At 31.8% G+C, this 17,680-nt stretch carries 15 protein-coding genes and 2 pseudogenes; 11 read left to right on the top strand and 6 right to left on the bottom strand.

Annotated elements, in window-relative coordinates; translation table 11 throughout:
* Nucleotides 1-804, top strand: coding sequence for a lincosamide nucleotidyltransferase Lnu(B) (lnu(B), locus tag MN187_RS01035; protein ID WP_002294514.1), 804 nt, complete (start codon nt 1-3; stop codon nt 802-804).
* A gap of 308 nt (nt 805-1,112) precedes the next feature.
* Here the strand turns inward: lnu(B) and MN187_RS01040 are convergent.
* Both MN187_RS01040 and MN187_RS01045 read right to left on the bottom strand, forming a co-directional pair.
* A pseudogene (locus MN187_RS01040) lies at nt 1,113-1,333 on the bottom strand (transposase); the annotation flags it as partial.
* A gap of 61 nt (nt 1,334-1,394) precedes the next feature.
* Nucleotides 1,395-2,075, bottom strand: coding sequence for an IS6-like element IS1216 family transposase (locus tag MN187_RS01045; RefSeq protein ID WP_001015311.1), 681 nt, complete (start codon nt 2,073-2,075; stop codon nt 1,395-1,397).
* A gap of 61 nt (nt 2,076-2,136) precedes the next feature.
* Here MN187_RS01045 and MN187_RS01050 point away from each other — a divergent pair, with 61 nt between their 5' ends.
* From MN187_RS01050 to MN187_RS01070, 5 genes are all read left to right on the top strand, one after another.
* Entirely contained in the window at nt 2,137-2,439 is a 303-nt protein-coding gene (locus MN187_RS01050; protein WP_242094038.1) for a hypothetical protein, read from the top strand.
* 371 nt (nt 2,440-2,810) lie between these two features.
* Nucleotides 2,811-4,067, top strand: coding sequence for a PASTA domain-containing protein (locus tag MN187_RS01055; RefSeq protein ID WP_242094041.1), 1,257 nt, complete (start codon nt 2,811-2,813; stop codon nt 4,065-4,067).
* 138 nt (nt 4,068-4,205) lie between these two features.
* On the top strand, nt 4,206-6,314 hold the full coding sequence (locus tag MN187_RS01060) for a transglycosylase domain-containing protein (RefSeq protein WP_158559452.1): 2,109 nt from the start codon (nt 4,206-4,208) through the stop codon (nt 6,312-6,314).
* Nucleotides 6,315-6,578: 264 nt separating this feature from the next.
* A complete protein-coding gene (add, locus tag MN187_RS01065; protein ID WP_241699691.1) occupies nt 6,579-7,580 on the top strand; it encodes an adenosine deaminase in 1,002 nt (333 codons plus the stop codon).
* 12 nt (nt 7,581-7,592) lie between these two features.
* Nucleotides 7,593-7,757 carry a hypothetical protein gene (locus MN187_RS01070; RefSeq protein ID WP_242094043.1) on the top strand — a complete coding sequence of 55 codons (165 nt, stop codon included), beginning with the start codon at nt 7,593-7,595 and terminating at the stop codon, nt 7,755-7,757.
* 453 nt (nt 7,758-8,210) lie between these two features.
* Here the strand turns inward: MN187_RS01070 and MN187_RS01075 are convergent, their stop codons facing one another.
* Both MN187_RS01075 and trpS read right to left on the bottom strand, forming a co-directional pair.
* Nucleotides 8,211-8,783, bottom strand: coding sequence for an ATP-dependent Clp protease proteolytic subunit (locus MN187_RS01075; RefSeq protein ID WP_117974232.1), 573 nt, complete (start codon nt 8,781-8,783; stop codon nt 8,211-8,213).
* Between the two features lie 69 nt (nt 8,784-8,852).
* The gene (gene trpS / locus MN187_RS01080) at nt 8,853-9,872 is read right to left on the bottom strand and encodes a tryptophan--tRNA ligase (protein ID WP_241699693.1); all 1,020 of its coding nucleotides are present in this window, start codon (nt 9,870-9,872) and stop codon (nt 8,853-8,855) included.
* Nucleotides 9,873-10,216: 344 nt separating this feature from the next.
* Here trpS and spxA point away from each other — a divergent pair, with 344 nt between their 5' ends.
* From spxA to MN187_RS01095, 3 genes are all read left to right on the top strand, one after another.
* A complete protein-coding gene (gene spxA / locus MN187_RS01085) occupies nt 10,217-10,615 on the top strand; it encodes a transcriptional regulator SpxA (protein ID WP_117974235.1) in 399 nt (132 codons plus the stop codon).
* Nucleotides 10,616-10,820: 205 nt separating this feature from the next.
* The gene (locus MN187_RS01090; RefSeq protein WP_117974237.1) at nt 10,821-11,510 is read left to right on the top strand and encodes an adaptor protein MecA; all 690 of its coding nucleotides are present in this window, start codon (nt 10,821-10,823) and stop codon (nt 11,508-11,510) included.
* A 57-nt stretch (nt 11,511-11,567) separates the two neighbouring features.
* Nucleotides 11,568-12,089 carry a GtrA family protein gene (locus MN187_RS01095; protein ID WP_117974239.1) on the top strand — a complete coding sequence of 174 codons (522 nt, stop codon included), beginning with the start codon at nt 11,568-11,570 and terminating at the stop codon, nt 12,087-12,089.
* A gap of 8 nt (nt 12,090-12,097) precedes the next feature.
* Here MN187_RS01095 and epsC read toward each other — a convergent pair whose 3' ends face one another.
* Together epsC and cysK are read right to left on the bottom strand one after the other, a co-directional pair.
* A complete protein-coding gene (epsC, locus tag MN187_RS01100) occupies nt 12,098-12,844 on the bottom strand; it encodes a serine O-acetyltransferase EpsC (RefSeq protein ID WP_233519220.1) in 747 nt (248 codons plus the stop codon).
* 8 nt (nt 12,845-12,852) lie between these two features.
* Nucleotides 12,853-13,785, bottom strand: coding sequence for a cysteine synthase A (gene cysK, locus MN187_RS01105; protein ID WP_117974243.1), 933 nt, complete (start codon nt 13,783-13,785; stop codon nt 12,853-12,855).
* 1,381 nt (nt 13,786-15,166) lie between these two features.
* Here cysK and MN187_RS01110 point away from each other — a divergent pair.
* Both MN187_RS01110 and MN187_RS01115 read left to right on the top strand, forming a co-directional pair.
* Complete coding sequence (locus tag MN187_RS01110) at nt 15,167-16,081, top strand: hypothetical protein (protein WP_117974252.1); 915 nt, start codon at nt 15,167-15,169, stop codon at nt 16,079-16,081.
* Nucleotides 16,082-16,196: 115 nt separating this feature from the next.
* Nucleotides 16,197-17,660: pseudogene (locus tag MN187_RS01115) on the top strand (IS1182 family transposase).
* The last annotated feature ends 20 nt before the right edge of the window (nt 17,661-17,680 follow it).

Here is a 17,680-nt window from a genome sequence, read left to right on the forward strand (position 1 = left end):
ATGTTAAAACAAAAAGAATTAATTGCAAACGTTAAGAATCTTACTGAGTCAGATGAACGAATTACAGCTTGTATGATGTATGGATCGTTTACCAAAGGAGAAGGTGACCAATACTCTGATATAGAGTTCTATATATTTTTGAAAGATAGTATAACCTCGAACTTTGATTCATCCAACTGGTTGTTTGACGTAGCTCCGTACTTGATGCTTTATAAAAATGAGTACGGAACAGAGGTAGTTATTTTTGATAATCTTATACGTGGGGAATTTCATTTCCTTTCTGAAAAAGATATGAACATAATCCCCTCGTTTAAAGATTCAGGTTATATTCCTGATACGAAGGCTATGCTTATTTACGATGAAACAGGGCAATTAGAAAATTATTTATCAGAGATAAGTGGTGCAAGACCAAATAGACTTACTGAAGAAAATGCTAATTTTTTGTTGTGTAATTTCTCTAATCTATGGTTGATGGGAATCAACGTTCTAAAAAGAGGAGAATATGCTCGTTCATTAGAACTCTTATCACAACTTCAAAAAAATACACTACAACTTATACGTATGGCAGAAAAAAATGCTGATAATTGGCTAAACATGAGTAAAAACCTTGAAAAAGAAATTAGCCTTGAAAATTATAAAAAATTTGCAAAGACCACTGCTCGATTAGATAAGGTAGAATTATTTGAAGCCTATAAAAATTCTTTGCTATTAGTTATGGATTTGCAAAGTCACCTTATTGAACAATACAACTTAAAAGTTACACATGACATTTTAGAAAGATTGTTGAATTACATTAGTGAATAGGAGAGTAACGTTATTCACAGTATTGGGTACTGAAAATTAACAGCATACCTCAGTTTTTCAAAAAACAGCGAAGCCTATGGATATGTTCCCGTCTACCGATAGTGCAAAAAGTGTCGTGGATATGTTTCCGAGAACGGACATACACAAATGACATTCATTCTGTCCTCTCAATCCATATTGAATGTGTGACTGTTTTAAGTAAGTAAGGAAAACATAAAAAAACGGGCTCTTTGTCAAATCGGACTGATGAGACAAATATTGAAGATGATGAATTTGAGAATTTTCTCAAATTCATCATCTTTTTTTAGTTATTCAATTGTGACAAGGTCGTTTATCATAAAAATTCTTATCTTCATATTACTAAAAGATTTGAAGCCATAAGATACTCTTTTTAATATCTTAATATGAGTATTTTTAGCTTCTATTTTTCCGTTAGAATACTTATACGTTAAGCATTACGAATCCCTTCTTCATAATTAATCAGATTTTCAATCTTCTGTTTAAATAGTGGATCTAAGGTAGTCGGTAAGTTCTTTGGTTCTGTTGCAAAGTTTTAAATAAAGAATAAAATCCCTTACGGTATCTATGATTTAAGCTGGGATTCCCAATAATACCTTGATTTCAGTACAGACCGAAAACCCGAAGAGAGTGCCTTCTTTTCGGGTTTTCTTATATAATCCTCGAATGGCTTCCATGCCTTTAATCGTGGTAGAGGCAGTGCGTAAACTTCGATAGAATTTATTGCGTCTCTTTACTGGACGATGGTCTTGTTCAATCAAATTATTCAGGTATTTAATGGTACGATGTTCTGTCCCTTGATAAAAGCCGTATTCTTTTAGTTTCTTAAAGGCACTTGTAATAGAGGGGGCTTTATCTGTGACTACAACCTTCGGTTCATCAAACTGCTTCACTAACCGCTTAAGAAAAGCATAGGCTGCTTGTGTGTCCCGTTTTTTACGTAACCAAATATCCAAGGTTAAACCATCTGCATCGATGGCTCGATACAAATAATGCCATTTTCCTTTAATTTTGATGTACGTTTCATCCATTTTCCATGAATAAAAGGATTTTTTATTTTTCTTTTTCCAAATTTGATAGAGTAGTTTGCCATATTCTTGCACCCAACGATAAATCGTCGTATGAGAAACGTTAATGCCACGATCATATAAGATTTCTTGAACTTCACGATAGCTAAGGTTATAACGAAGATAGTAGCCCACGGCTACAATAATCACATCCTGCTGAAATTGCTTTCCTTTAAAATGATTCATCGTCATTCCTCCTGCTATCTTTTTCTATTATTCTACCTTATTTGATAGTAGATTTAAAACTTTGCAACAGAACCCAGCGGGGGAAATAGTTAAATCACCAGCTAATAAAGGAAAAGAAAAGTTACAAGAGATGGTAGGTAAGTGGGGAGTTGTACCAGGAGATAGTTTCTTTACAATTGTTTCAGATAGTGAAGTGGAAATCTTCAGAGGACCAGGTGAACCAATTGAGAAAAAACAAGTGGAAGAGGTAACACTTGATGGCAATACGCTTACTATTGTTTTGGCGGATAAAACAATGACGTTAGAATTAATTGATGATCAAACGATTAAAATGGGAGAAACAACGTATAAGAAAATTGAGTAAGACCTGCTATATGAATTACTGTAAGAGTTTATTAAATCATTTATCTATCAATATTTATTGAGAAAACGACTCTGTATTAACCAGTCTGTAGGATATTTATTGACAGGAAGAATGTTCTTTAACACGCAAAAGACGATAGATGAAGAGTAATCATTATTCAAATGTAAATGGAATTAATTGATTGAATTAAGAGTTTTTGGGATGATGTCTATCTTAGTTTTTTATTAGTTATTATGAGGTAGCTATTAATCTATTTTTTTAAGTATAGGTATCTTGTCTTTTTTGTTCTATTTTAGTGTATAATTAATTACATATTTATCAAAAAAATATAGAATTATATTAATCATAAAAGATACATGAGGTTATCCGAAATGAAAAAGAAAAAACGTGTGAGGATATCTAAAATAAAGAATAAAAAATATAAGAAACTAAGTAAATCTTGGAAACGATTTATTATTTCATTTTTTCTAATAATTAGTTTAGTCAGTGCCTATTTATTTTTCAAAGCATATCATTATATTAATGATATACCTGAGGCACAAAATATCACTCAAGAAGAGATCTATCTTCTCACTAAGATTGAAGAGACAGATACCAGATTAATAAGAGCTTTAAAAAATAATGCATTTGAGTCGTGGTTATATGAAGCAAATGATGAAAAAGTTAAACAACTATCTAAAAATGAAGCATCACTATTAGAAGTAATGGAGGGAAAAACAGCTATTTCAGATATTGATGCTACTATGGTGAATCTAAAGAAACATATCGACATTATAGAAGATGAAGATATTGAAGAATTGTATATTATGTACTACAGAAGTGTCCTACCGAGACAATATAATAAATTAAGGGATATCTTTCAAGAAGCAACTGTTACAAATGCTGAAAAGATGAGTACAGATGGACAAGAATTACTAAATTTATTGAACAAAATATATAATCAAGAAGGGATGCTAACAGTCACAAATGAGCAAAGCTTTCAAAAATCTGTTAGTTTATTAGATGAAATAAATGACAATATAATTGAAGCAAATAACATTAAACATCAAGTTTATTCTTATCGTAATCTTTTAGAAGCTATACCCGCACCGAATACTAAATTTGGAATGGAACTAAGTGGATATGTTGATTTGGCAAATAATTATCTTCAGTCAAAAACTATGGAAGAGGAGTTTAAAAGAAAATATAGTGACCTTCAATCTAATTTAGAAACTAACGAGAAACTAATTAAAAAATCAGTCGACATGCCAGATTTAGTTGGGATGACTGTTAGAGAAGCTAAGCAAGAAATGAACCAATTAAACTTAAATTTAAGTATACAAGGTTATACTAACACGACGTATAAAAATGGTGAAACAGCCCCTGATGATATCCGTGATACGGAAAGTTGGGATAGGGATGAAAAAGATAAAATTTTAAAACAAGAACCTTCACCTCAAACCTATCAATTTATTGTTAAAGGATCTACCATCCAAGTAGTAGTGGAGAATCAACCTATTGTCAAAAAAGCATTTTCTTCAGAATCGAGTAGCTTGTCTACTTCGTCTTCTACCTCTACTTCTATCTCTTCGACAACTAGTGAAACTACCTCACCCAGTACAGAGGAGACAACAGAATCAAGTGATTAATCATGTTGTTATTTATAAACAGTATGGTTAATAAATAGGAAAAAGGAGGTCTACAATGTCTAAAAAAAAGTTTCTAAGAAACGTTCAACGTTTCTTAATCGTCGCCATTTAGCCGTAATCATTCTAGGGATGGTAGCCATGATGATGATATTATCTATGTCGATAGGAACTTATAGTATGAGCAAACGATATAGTCCTTATAGTTCTTTACTTGAAATTCAAAACATTGATGATAAGATTACACAATCTTTCATTATTTTAGATAAAAATGGTGAACCATTAGATAAAAATAATGTCGTCGTTAAATTTGATCCAGTTCAACACAATCCAACTTGGAATGTGAATCAATTATATTTAGATACACTACTAGCAGTAGAAGATGCTTCTTTTTATACTAGAAAAACAAATGGCTTTTCTATCAAAGACACAATGGGGGCAGTAGTTTCTCAAGTTAGAAAGAAATTAGGGAAAAAAGTTGTTTCTAGAGGTGCTTCAACCATTGAGCAACAATTGGTTAAAATCATGGTGTTTGGTTCAAACAATAAAAATTCATTGTCAGATAAGATTATTCAATTAATTGATGCTAGAAAATTATCATTAAAATATAATCGTGATGAGATTTTAAAAGCGTATTTAAATGAATTACGTTTAACACCTAATACTGTAGGAGTTAGAGCAGCATCAATTGAGCTATTTGGTAATGATATGTCTAATATAGATAAGAATGACCCAAAACAAGTCGCTCAAATGGCTTATATGGCTGGTTTAGGTCAATCTCCTTCAGTCTATGTTCAAGACTTTGAAAAAAGTGGAAAGGAGCGGACTCTTACTGTTCTATCTATTATGAAAGACAAAGAACTCATTAGTAAAAAAATATATGAGCAAACAGTAGACATGGTTAAAAGTGAAAATGAAGAGTTTACATTAAAAAGATACAAACAACAAAGCACACCCAAAGAATATCAATCTTACGTTTCAAAAGTTAAAGATGAACTAAGCAGATTAAATTTACCACAAAATACAACGATTACAGTCAAAACTTATGCAGATAGTCATCAATTAAAAGAATTGCACAATATAGTAGAGGGAACTTATCCTCAAGATGACCGATTACCTAATGGCTATATTGAGCATAAAGAAAGTTTGACTGCTCTTTCAGTAGTAGACACGAAAACAGGACACATCCTTGGTCTTGCAACTAATTCAGATAACCCACTCATTCCATATACTGCAACACGTTCATCAGGCTCTACGATTAAACCTTTACTAGATTATGCTCCAGCCGTTGAGTATGCTGGACTGACACCAAATACGAGGCAAAAGGGGAGTTCTTTCACAGTAGGCGACTGGAAAGTTAATAACTATGGCAATCAAAATTTTGGTCAGGTAAGTGCTTCTTTTGCTTTAGGCTTATCACTTAATACGGCTGCAGTAGAAGCATTTCAAATGACAAATGACCAACAAAAAAACAGCATGATGGAACCTTTGGGTTTGGCATCTTATAACCCAAAAGGCTCAACTTACACAGCAGAGCAAGCAATTAATTATCCAACGAATGTTTTAGCATTGTCATCTGCATTTAGCGTTTTTGGAAATGACGGCGTTCGAGTTGAGCCTACAACTATTGAAAGTATTGAAACGGACTCTGTCAAAATAAAACTTTCTGATGTTGAAAGCGAGCGAACGATGAGTTCAAGCACGACCAAAACTATAGTGAGTATGCTAAAAGAAGTGACTGGAGAGAATGGATCAGAGCCGTATGCTGGACCTAAATATACAGGTTTTAGTCAAGATACTTATGTGATGAAGTCAGGTTCAAGCAATTTTGAGAGTTCTGTACCAAACAGTCAAACTAAATCTCCAGATTCGCTTCTGGTGATGGCATCACCTGAGATTTCAATTGCTACGTGGCTAGGAAGTCCAACCTATGTTGATGCGACTTATGCACCAACGACTTATCCACATGAGACAGCAAATCAAGGAAGAGTATATTTAATGAATAGTGCTTTTAAAGTCATGATGAATGGTAGAGAAGCTAAATCATTTGAATTTGGAAATGAAGTTTTCAAAAGTAACCAACAATCTAATCCACTTATTCCTAAACTAGACACTTTATCTGATACTGATTTAGACAAATTAAAGATACAAAATAAGAAAATTGATGAAAAAGATATAGACAAATATCATTCCCTTGAAGAAGATTATTTAAAAACAAAAGAAATATTAGATCAAACGTATCAAGATTAGGGGAATATAAATTTTACATGATGATGATAAAAACTATCTCTGTTGATTTCTATTACATGAATTCAGCGGGGATATTTTTTATATTTATCTTATCTTTGATATACTGTTTTTATGAACTTTTTTTCTATCATCATGAAACTATCTATGTGATTAAGTACCTATATTTAAAATGATAATAATTTGCTTAAACCAACAGATTTTAGTATGATTCTATGAATAATTGCAAAAAATACAAGCATGGCTGAATAAGAAAGGGGAAATAGTTTGTTAACAAGAGAAAAAATCAAACAATTACCAAAAATAGAGTTACATTGTCATTTAGATGGTTCGATTTCAATGGAAACTTTAAAAAAACTAGCAATTAAAGAAAAAATTCCATTAAAGGAATTAGATAAGGTCGTAGCACCTAAAAAATGTCTAGATTTGAGAGAATACTTGGAGAGCTTTGATAGTGTGTTGGCATTACTTCAAAATGAAGAAAATCTAGAAATAGCGGCTTATGATTTAGTTAAACAAGTTGGAGAAGAAAATGTTCGTTACATAGAGATTCGGTTTGCTCCACTACTCCATCAGCGAAATAACTTAAGTGTTGAGCAGATTATTCAAGCTGTGATGAAAGGGATAGATAAGGCTCAGGAGGAAGTTGATGTACAAGTTAACTTGTTAGTATCTGCTATGAGGCACCATCAAACAACAAAGAATATGGAGCTTGTAGATAGTATTAATCAGTTAAAAGATAAACCAGTTGCTGGGTTTGATTTTGCTGGGGATGAGAAAGCTGTATCAAATAGACAAATCAAGGAGGTTGTTTCTATTGCGACACAATCAAAGTTGAATATAACTTTGCACTCGGGAGAATGTGGCTGTATTCAACATGTGATTGAAGCAATCGAGATGGGAGCAACGAGGATTGGTCATGGTGTGGTTATTAAAGATAGTGTCGAAGCAATGGAATATTGTGCTAATCAGCATGTCTTATTGGAATTATGTCCTACTAGTAATATTCAAACTAATGCTATAGAAACATGGGAAGAGTACCCTTTTAGGTTATTTTTAGATCATCATATTTTATGTTCTATAAATACGGATAATCGCACAGTCTCTAATACGAATTTGACTAATGAGTTTTTTTTATTAGCAACCTATTTTGATCTTACATTAGCTGAGATGAAACAATTGAATTTAAATGCTGTAGAAGCATCTTTTTCAAGTGCGGAAGTAAAAGAAAGGTTAAAAAATATGATACATAGAGAGTATATATATTAATGAGTTTATTTTATGTATTATCTACTGATGAATGGTTATAAATTGAAACCTGTCTACTTTTCTATGGAGGAAGTATTGGATAATTATGTAAACATAAAAGAAATTAATAAAGTAGAAGTTGAAAAAGATTTGATAAAACCGTATGTGTATCATTTTAATATGTATATCGATAAGTAATCGAAGTCTTATATCGTTGAAGCTACTTCTATACCTTATCAATCTGGGAAATTCTCCAATATGATAAGGATTTTAATGTTTTATTGAATATGAGCAACAATCAGCTGGTCAACCTAATTATGAGATTGATTTACATGATATAGACTATGCTAAAGTAGCTGAGGCGTGTGGTGGGGTAGAGTATACTGTCCGTACACCTGAAGAATTAGAAAAGTTACTTCCTAATCTAGTCAATGTTTATGTAGCAGATGATGCGCCATTACTAGGAAAAATTGTTTGGGATGAAGCAAAAGTATCTGGAAAATTTTCTGTTAAATCGATTGTTCAAGAGCATACAATGCTAATATTGCCGACATTAAAAGAGATTATACGTCAATTTTTTTAATAAATGGCAATAAAAAAACTACTCATTATGATAATGAGTAGTCAGCCTCTTTTATTTAGTTTAAATTGTTACTTTTCTAAATCACTAGCAGAAGAAATGATATTTGTCACAATACCATAATCTTTTGCTTCATCAACTGACATCCAAAAGTTTCGGTCAGTATCTTCTGCAACTTTTTCATATGTTTGTCCAGTTGCATCTGCAATTAAACGATTAATTCTTTCACGCATTTTGACAATTTCACGTGCTTCGATTTGAATTTCAGTACTTTGTCCTTGAACACCACCAGCTGGTTGATGAATCATAAAACGAGTATTTGGAAGAGAATAGCGATTTTCTTTTTTTGCTGCTAAGAAAATGGTAATTCCAGCACTAGCTACCCAACCAGTTCCTACCATTTTTACTTCCGGTTTAACAAATTTAATCATATCATGAATGGTATCACCAGCTTCAACGTGGCCACCTTGACTGTTGATATAAATCGTGATTGGTTCATCATTTAATGATGAAAGTAATAGTAATTGACTGCTAACTTCTTTTGCTAAATCTTGATCGATTCCTCCATAAATTAAAATAGTCCGTGTTTCAATCATTTTTTGAGTTAACATGGTATTTGTATCCATTTGTGTTTTATCTGACATAAAATAAAATCCCCTTTCAAGTCGTCATCTAGTAATAGTTTAGCATAAATACTTAAAATATACGCGTTATTAGTGTTTAGTTTTACGACCTAGACCAACTGCATTTTTCATTTTGCGTAATGTTTTATTAGCCACTTTTGATGCTTCAATTGCTCCATTATCTAAAATGGTTTGCAAGTCATCCGACTTTAATAACTCTCTATAACGAGCTTGAATAGGTTCTAGTGTTGAAACCACAACTTCCGCTAAGTCATTTTTAAATTCAGCATACCCAGTATCAGTATATTTTTTAACAAGTTCATCAATTGTAAAATCAGAAAAAGAAGAATAAATCACTAAAAGATTTGAAATACCAGGTTTATTTTCTACGTCGTATTCGATTTTTCCGCTCGAGTCAGTGACAGCTGAACGGATTTTTTTACGAATAATATTGGGCTCATCTAACATTGAGATAAATCCTTTACTATTACTATCTGATTTACTCATTTTTTTAGTAGGATCTTGCAAGCTCATGACACGTCCGCCAGCATTTTTGTCTGGAATTTTTACTTCAGGTAGAACAAGAAGTGGTTGATTTACATTTTCTGCGTACCGAGAATTAAAGCGTTCAACAAAATCTCTTGTTAATTCTAAATGTTGTTTTTGATCTTCTCCTACTGGTACTAAATCAGTATTATAAAGAATAATATCGGCAACCATTAGTGGTGGGTAAGTGAGTAAACCAGCACTAACGGAAGTTGCACCAACTTTTTGTGATTTATCCTTAAATTGTGTCATACGTTCCAATTCACCAAGAGATGTGTTACACTGTACAATCCATGCTGCTTCTGTATGTGCTGAAACCTCAGATTGGATAAAAACAGTTGCTTTTTCTGGGTCAATGCCCACAGCAAGATATAAAGAGGCTAGTTGTAAAATTTGTTTTCTTAGTTTTAAACGATCTTGTGGCACAGTAATCGCATGTTCATCTACGATACAAAAGAAACAATGGTAGTCGTTTTGTAGTTGGACGAATTGTTTCATCGCGCCAATATAGTTTCCAATGGTCGGAATGCCACTTGGTTGAATACCTGAAAAAATAGTTTTCATAAAATAATCATGCCTCCGTAAAATTTTTTAGTCATAAGTGTATTATACTAGAAATTAAGAATAAATAGGGAATAAAACGAAAGGAAATTTGATTTAAACGGCTGTCTTGTTATAAAACATATAAAAGTCGTTTTGAAACACACTAAAAGGATGAGATAAAGTGTTTTTTTATACGCTCGATATTCTAAAAAGGTATTTCGTTATTCTAAAAAAATATTAAGTTTAGTCATATAATGTAAAAAAAACCTAGTAATCATAGGTTTTTTATAGTACAATTTACACATACTAGATTTTAGTTAAATAAAATTTTTTCTACTTATTACTTGTGAAAGGAAGTGACAGATATGTTAAAATTATACACTTCACCCAGCTGTACATCTTGTCGAAAAGCGCGTGCTTGGCTACAAGAAAATCAAATAGAATTTGTTGAACGCAACATTTTTTCTGAGCCGTTGACACAAGATGAACTAAAGGAAATATTACGAATGACAGAAGATGGAACAGAAGAAATTATATCAACGCGTTCGAAAGTATTTCAAAAGTTAGATGTTGATTTAGACGAGTTATCACTTCCAGAGTTATTAGAATTAGTTCAACAAAATCCTGGATTATTACGTCGCCCAATTATGATTGATGAAAAACGACTTCAAGTAGGCTTTAATGAAGATGAGATTCGTCGTTTCTTACCAAGGGATGTTCGAGCAATTGAGTTAAAACAAGCACAATTGATGGCAGGTATTTAACAGATCATTTTGTATAATATAATTAAATAGCGAAACTGGTTATAAGAAGATGGATTTGACTTATGTTCAAATGTATCTTTTTTTTTCTTAAAAATTCTTAATTTTCGTAGGGAACATGGACGAAATAAAGGTGATTTTCTTTACTTTTTATTAATATACTATACAATGTAACTATATAAATAATTTTGAAAAGGGGTGTAGCCGTATGGAAATGGAACGAATTAATGAGAACACAATTCGAGTATCAATTGGAAATGATGATCTTGCAGAACGCGGAATTACTTTTTTAGATTTGTTAGGTAACCAAAAACAAATTGAGACTTTCTTCTATAGTATTTTAGAAGAGGTGGATGTGGATGAACAGTTCCAAGGGACCGACGCTGTAACGTTCCAAGTGCTACCCAATCATGATGGACTTGAATTGTTTATCAGTAAAAATGCGTCAATAGATGAAACGGCTGACTTTAGTGGACTAGATAATGGACAAGCAGATGGTTTTGTTGATTACCTCAAAAATCAAATGAATACTCCTGAAGCTAAAAGTTCTGTTGAAGAACCAACAGATAATGAAGAATTGAATTATTTAGAAGATAGCATGTTTGGTGCAACTTACGAAACAGTTTTTAAAGCAGCTGACTTTGAGGACATTGTGGAGCTAGCTAAAAATATTCAGTTATTAAATGTGTTATCATCGCTTTATTTTTATAATAACACTTATTATTTACAGTTAACTTTCTTGCTTGAAAATACTTCTAAGAATCAAGCCAAAAATGATGTCTCAAAAATATATGATTTTATGCAGTTAACTAACATTACAAAAGATGTACTGGATGAGTATGGGGAATTGGTTATTGATCGTAATGCATTAAGTATTTTAAAGCACTATTTTAAGTAAAGAATGTTTTCGGACATTCTTTTTTTATGAAATCAAGCCAAATTTGGAGGTGATAGAGTGATTAAACGACGCGAACTATTATGGTATAGTATCTTTGGAACGACTGCTACTTTTATCTATTTTTTTATTCGGTTTATGTCTAAAAATTGGACGGATAATGTGTTGATAACAGTTATGTTAGCCCAAAGTGTGGCAATCGTTTTTTCATTCTTCGCCAACAAGTTTTTTGTGTTTAAAAATACAGGATTAGGATTTGCCCGTTCGTTGAAGCAATTTATAGAATTTATTGCAGGTCGTTTTTTTGTGATTATGTTAGATTTAGGGATTGCCTACTTTTTTGTGGAAAAGTATAGTAGAGTAATGATTTCGGTACTTCATTTACAACGAATTAATTATCAACAATTATTATTCCGCCACCCATTAATTGGTCCGTATATGGGAAATGCTTATTTACTAAATGAATTTATTTTTACCGTCTTATCACAAGTTTTGGCTACAATCATCAACTATGTGGTTTCTAAACGAATTGTTTTTAACGCAAAAAAGAGCTATGAGGGAGAGTTGGTCTCTTCCTCATAGTTATTTTTTTAATAAGTTGAATTTTTATTTACAACCACAGTATTTTCAGGAACAGAACGTGTAATCCATGTTCCACTTCCAATGACTGTATTATCACCAATAAATGTGTCTCCTCCAAGAACAGTTGCTCCAGCATAAACAACCACACCATTGCCAATATTCGGGTGTCGTTTTCCATATTTTGCTAGAGACCCATCTTCCATTATGTTAAAGTTACGCACGCCTAAGGTGACATTTTGATAAATTCTGACATGCTCTCCTATCACAGTTGTTTCTCCAATGACGATGCCAGTTCCATGATCAATGAAAAAATACGCGCCAATTTGAGCTCCTGGATGAATATCTATCCCTGTTAAACTATGCATATTTTCAGATAACATGCGTGGCACAATCGGAACATCTAACAGATAGAGTTCATGAGCTAGTCGATGGATGCTAATAGCCTTAAACCCAGGATAAGTCAAAATGATTTCATCGGTGCTTTTTGCTGCAGGATCTCCTTGGTAGGCTGCTTGAATGTCTGTATCAATTAACTGTTTAATGTTTGAAAGACGTTGTGTTAATTTTGCTGCAATAACCTCACTTTGATTTTTTTGCTCAATAGTGAAAGATAATAACTGCTCAAGAGAATGATTAAAGGTCGATGTTGTCATCGTTTGGTCAGGTGAACCAAAAAATGCTGGAAATAGCAATGCGAAAAAGTCAGAAATAACCTGTTCGACGGCTTTATCCATCCCAATGTAATTCTTATTCATCATTTTTCCTATTCTGTAAACATAGGTGTAGATAAATAGCGTTCACCAGTATCCGGTAACAATACTACAATATGTTTAGTTTTATTTTCATCTCGTTTAGCTAGCTCCATTGCAGCACATACTACAGCCCCTGAAGAAATACCTGCAAGGACACCTTCTTGTTCTGCTAATAGTCGCCCAGTTGCAAAAGCATCTTCATTGGATACAGTGATAATTTCATCATAAACTGATGTATCTAAAATTGATGGAATAAAGCCTGCACCAATTCCTTGGATTTTATGGCTTCCAGCTACTCCAGTGGATAGGACAGCAGAGTCAGTTGGTTCAACAGCCACAATTTTGACGTTTGGATTTTTTTCTTTAAGGAATGTTCCAACTCCAGTAACAGTCCCACCAGTTCCGACTCCAGCAACAAAAATATCTACATTTCCTTCAGTGTCATTCCAAATTTCAGGTCCAGTTGTTTGGTAATGAATTTCAGGATTAGCGGGATTAGAAAATTGTGATGGAATAAAGCTATTTTTTATACTTTCAGCTAATTCTTCTGCTTTAGCAATAGCTCCTTTCATTCCTTTAGCTCCTTCAGTTAAAACCAATTCAGCTCCATAAGCTTTCATTAACTGACGGCGTTCAACAGACATTGTTTCTGGCATGACGATAATCAATTTATAACCACGAGCCGCTGACATCATAGCCAAGCCAATACCAGTATTTCCAGATGTTGGTTCGATGATGGTTGTTTCTTTTGTTAATTTACCTGCTTTTTCTGCTGCATCAAGCATAGCTTTGGCAATTCTATCTTTGACTGAACCACCAGGATTAAATGATTCGATTTTAGCTAGGATTGTTGCATCAAGCTTTTGGCTATCCTCCAAAGATGTTAATTCAAGTAAGGGAGTGTTTCCAATTAATTGATCAACTGATGTATAAATATTAGACATACAATTCTCTCCTTTTTATTAAAATATATTTAGCATAGTTTTTAGGTATATAAATTATAACGTGTTTAACTGACTATTCAAAATATAAAGTTCATATGAATGAAAAAACATTGAAGTAACAAAAAATGATTTTATTAATTTTGTAGATAAATTAATTAAAGAAATATAAGAGAAGCAACCATTAGATAGGAATAATCAAGAATTACAAAAGCCTCCATCTTATCAAACGTCTTAATAATTAAAAGAAAACATAGATATTTATAAAAAATGGTGAAGAATTAATTCAAGTGATTAATAAGAGATTCCGATGATTTTATTAGCAACGATTCGTGACCCACATGACCAAATAAAGAAATGTTAGGATTAAATATTAAGAAAAATTGATGATTCTAGTTATAGATAGTGATTATATCAATCGTTTAATATTATTATGTAAATATTTAGCAGTTTTACCTATAGGTATGTCGAATAGGTTGACATTCATAATATAAGCAAAGAAGATTATTTATATACATAGACTCTTTCTTATATCAGAAGTGAGTCTATTTTTATTTGTGTTTATAAATAATATTGTTACATTTGCTTAAGTTCATCTATTATCTTTTTCTTAAATGAAGTGGGGCTAATAATTTCAACTAGAAAACCTTGACTAAGAACCCAGAGAATCATTCCATTATTAAAAGCTCTGATTTCAAAGATTGTGTATTGATTTTTAACTATTTTTTTGATCACTGCTTGAGGAAAACAATCTAGAACTACTTCTTGGTATCCTTTGTAATGGAATGTAATAAGTTGAGTTATTTTCTTTACTGAAAACGAACGACTTGTTATAAGAATCTTTGCTATACCATGATGTTAAATAACGTTAATTAACTGGTTGTATTAAGCAATAGGTTATTACAATCATTTAACTCTAGATAAACTTCTAATCTCACGTTTTGATAGTCCAGTCCTTTAGTACCTCACGAATAATTTTAATATGTTCATTCTTTCAGTTATATTATATTTTTCGGTTAACTCATTAATTTGTCCTAATGCGATATGTTTATAAATTAAAAAGAATGAATTAAATAGTTATCATAATGTTTTATCTTTCTAGTGACATTATACGTTAGTACTAAGTAATGTTAATGATAAATAGTATAGTAATAATCTTATAGGAGATGGAAATGTCTACACTTTAAATATATAAATGTTATTATAAAAGTGTGTGTCTTTTTTTATTGGTATTAGAGTTTTTATTATTTATATTGGTTATATAGTTGAATTAAGTATCATTGATATTTTTTACAATAAATGATAGTAAGAATATCTTGTTGTAATTTGTAGGTTACTTAGGTGACTTGATTTAAAACAATTTAAGTATGGATGTATAGTTATTATGATGATAGGTGGCCTAGTTATTGTGCGTGATATTTTATTTTTAATGGGTAAATTTTTTTTGAGTCTACTTTTTGGGGCATTTCGTTTTAGTAGTAAAATGTTTAATATAATGATGGGTTTAACTGGCATACAAGCTGTGGAGGACACACATGTTAATAAGTATGGTGTTCAATTTTTGATGGTTGAACCTTATGAGTTAAAGCAAACATTTTTTTCTCGTAAAAAAGCAAAACACTTAGGGAAAGTTTATACTTCTAGGTTAAAAGAGGGAAGAGTTCAAGGAGCTTATGTTGTCATTAATCGTAGCATACTAATGGAAAGAAAAAATAAAGTCAATCGATCGATTTTTAGAAATGACGAAGATAGATATAATGCTTATGTACCAGGTTTTGATGAAGTTAGAAGTGAAAAAATAAAGTGTGATAAACGTATGCAAGCAATGTACCATCGAACACATCTTTTGCCTTTTCGATTTTGTTTAAGCGAGGGAGATGATATGACTAATTTATTATTCACAGGCACAGCTCATTTGAACAGTGGGAGTCGTCCACAGCTTCATTATTTTGTTCCAAATGATAATTTATTTAAAGATAGTTTTTATTATCGCCAACTATATTTGTCTGATTTATGTAAGACTAAAATAAGAAAAAAAAAGTTAATAAAAGAATCTAATATCACTATTCAACACATTTCTGCTCCCTCACCAGCACCAATTGGTAGTCATTATTCGTTGGATGACTTTGAAAGAGTTGCGACAAGTTATATATTAGATCATCCTAATAATAGTTTTAAATATGGTGTTTTTTGTCATTATAGTGATGACGGCGTTATTCCTAGCAGTGTTTCTGTGTATTTAATAAATAATACTTTAAATAAAATGATTTTTTCTGTTGAATTACCAAATGTCTTTTAAAAAAGTCTCAAGGTCTTTATTAAGACCTTGAGACTTCAGACTGTAGACAAAGTATTGATAAATTTCGATACTTTGTCTTTTTTTTTGGTAAAATAGAGGAAAGAAGTGACTATTAATGTTGAAAAAGCAAGATATGAGTAAACGCAATCAAATAGGTTTTTATTCATTAGAAGACTTAGTTCCACAGGAACATCTTCTAAGAGATATTGATAAATACGTCGATTTTAGTTTTATTTATCAACTTGTTGAGGATAAATACGATCAGTCTAATGGACGACCTAGTTTAGATTCAGTTATGTTAATCAAACTTCCCTTGATACAATACTTATACGGAATTAAGAGCATGAGACAAACGATTAAAGAAGTCGAAGTAAATATGGCTTACAGATGGTTTTTAGGTTTAGATATCCAAGACTCAGTCCCTCACTTTTCAACTTTTGGTAAAAATGACTCAAGAAGATTTAAAGGAACAGATATCTTTGAACAAATTTTTTATGGTATTTTAGCGCAGTGTATAGAAGCTCATTTAGTTGATACGTCTGAGATATTTATTGATGGGACTCATATTAAAGCACATGCAAATAATAAAAAGTATGAAAGCAAAGAAATAACTGAAGACACATTATTTTATGTAAAATCACTTCAAAAAGAAGTTGAAATCGATAGAGAAAAACAATTAAAAAAGCCCTTAAAAAGAAAAGAAAAAAGTGAGACAAATACAAAGGTTAAAAAAATTAGTAAAAACGATGCTGACAGTGGCTGGTTTCATAAAGGAGAACATAAACAAGTCTTTGCCTATGCCACACAAGTGGCATGTGATAAAAACGGATGGGTTTTAGGATATACAACGCATCCAGGTAATCAACATGATAGTCGTACTTTTATCTCTATTTACAATAAATTAAAAAGTCATTTCACTCTGAATAAATTAGTGATGGATGCAGGCTACAAGACACCAGGTATTGCCCATTTGTTATTTCAAGATAACTTAACACCTATCTTTCCATATAAGAGACCCATGACCAAGAAAGGTTTTTTCAAAAAATATGATTATGTTTATGACAAATACTATGATCAATCTATTTGTCCCAATATGAAAACATTAACTTATACGACAACTAATCGAGATGGTTATCGAGAATATAAAAGTAACCCTCACGATTGTATGACGTGTTCTTTAATAAATAAATGTACGCAATCAAAGGATAAGAGAAAATAAGTTCAACGTCATTTATGGGAAGATGATATGGAACGATGTGAGGACATACGTCATTCCATTGGAATGAAATCTATCTATAATAATCGTAAACAGACGATTGAGAGGTTATTTGGAACAGCCAATGAATTTCATGGATTACGTTATACCAACTTAATAGGCAAAGAAAAAATGCACATGAAAATTGGGCTTATTTCGCATGTCTTAATATAAAAAAATTAGCAAAAATGCTTAAATTAAGAGACCTAGAGGGCTCTATTTTTAATTTTTTACCTACATTAATCATAGAATATAAAAAAGACAAACCAATTACTCTTAATGAGTAATTGGTTTGTCTTCACTCTGAAGCCACTACCTCTGTAAAGGTAGTGGCTTTTGTGCTA

It is taken from the genome of Vagococcus sp. CY52-2, assembly GCF_022655055.1.
In the GTDB taxonomy this organism is placed as follows: domain Bacteria; phylum Bacillota; class Bacilli; order Lactobacillales; family Vagococcaceae; genus Vagococcus.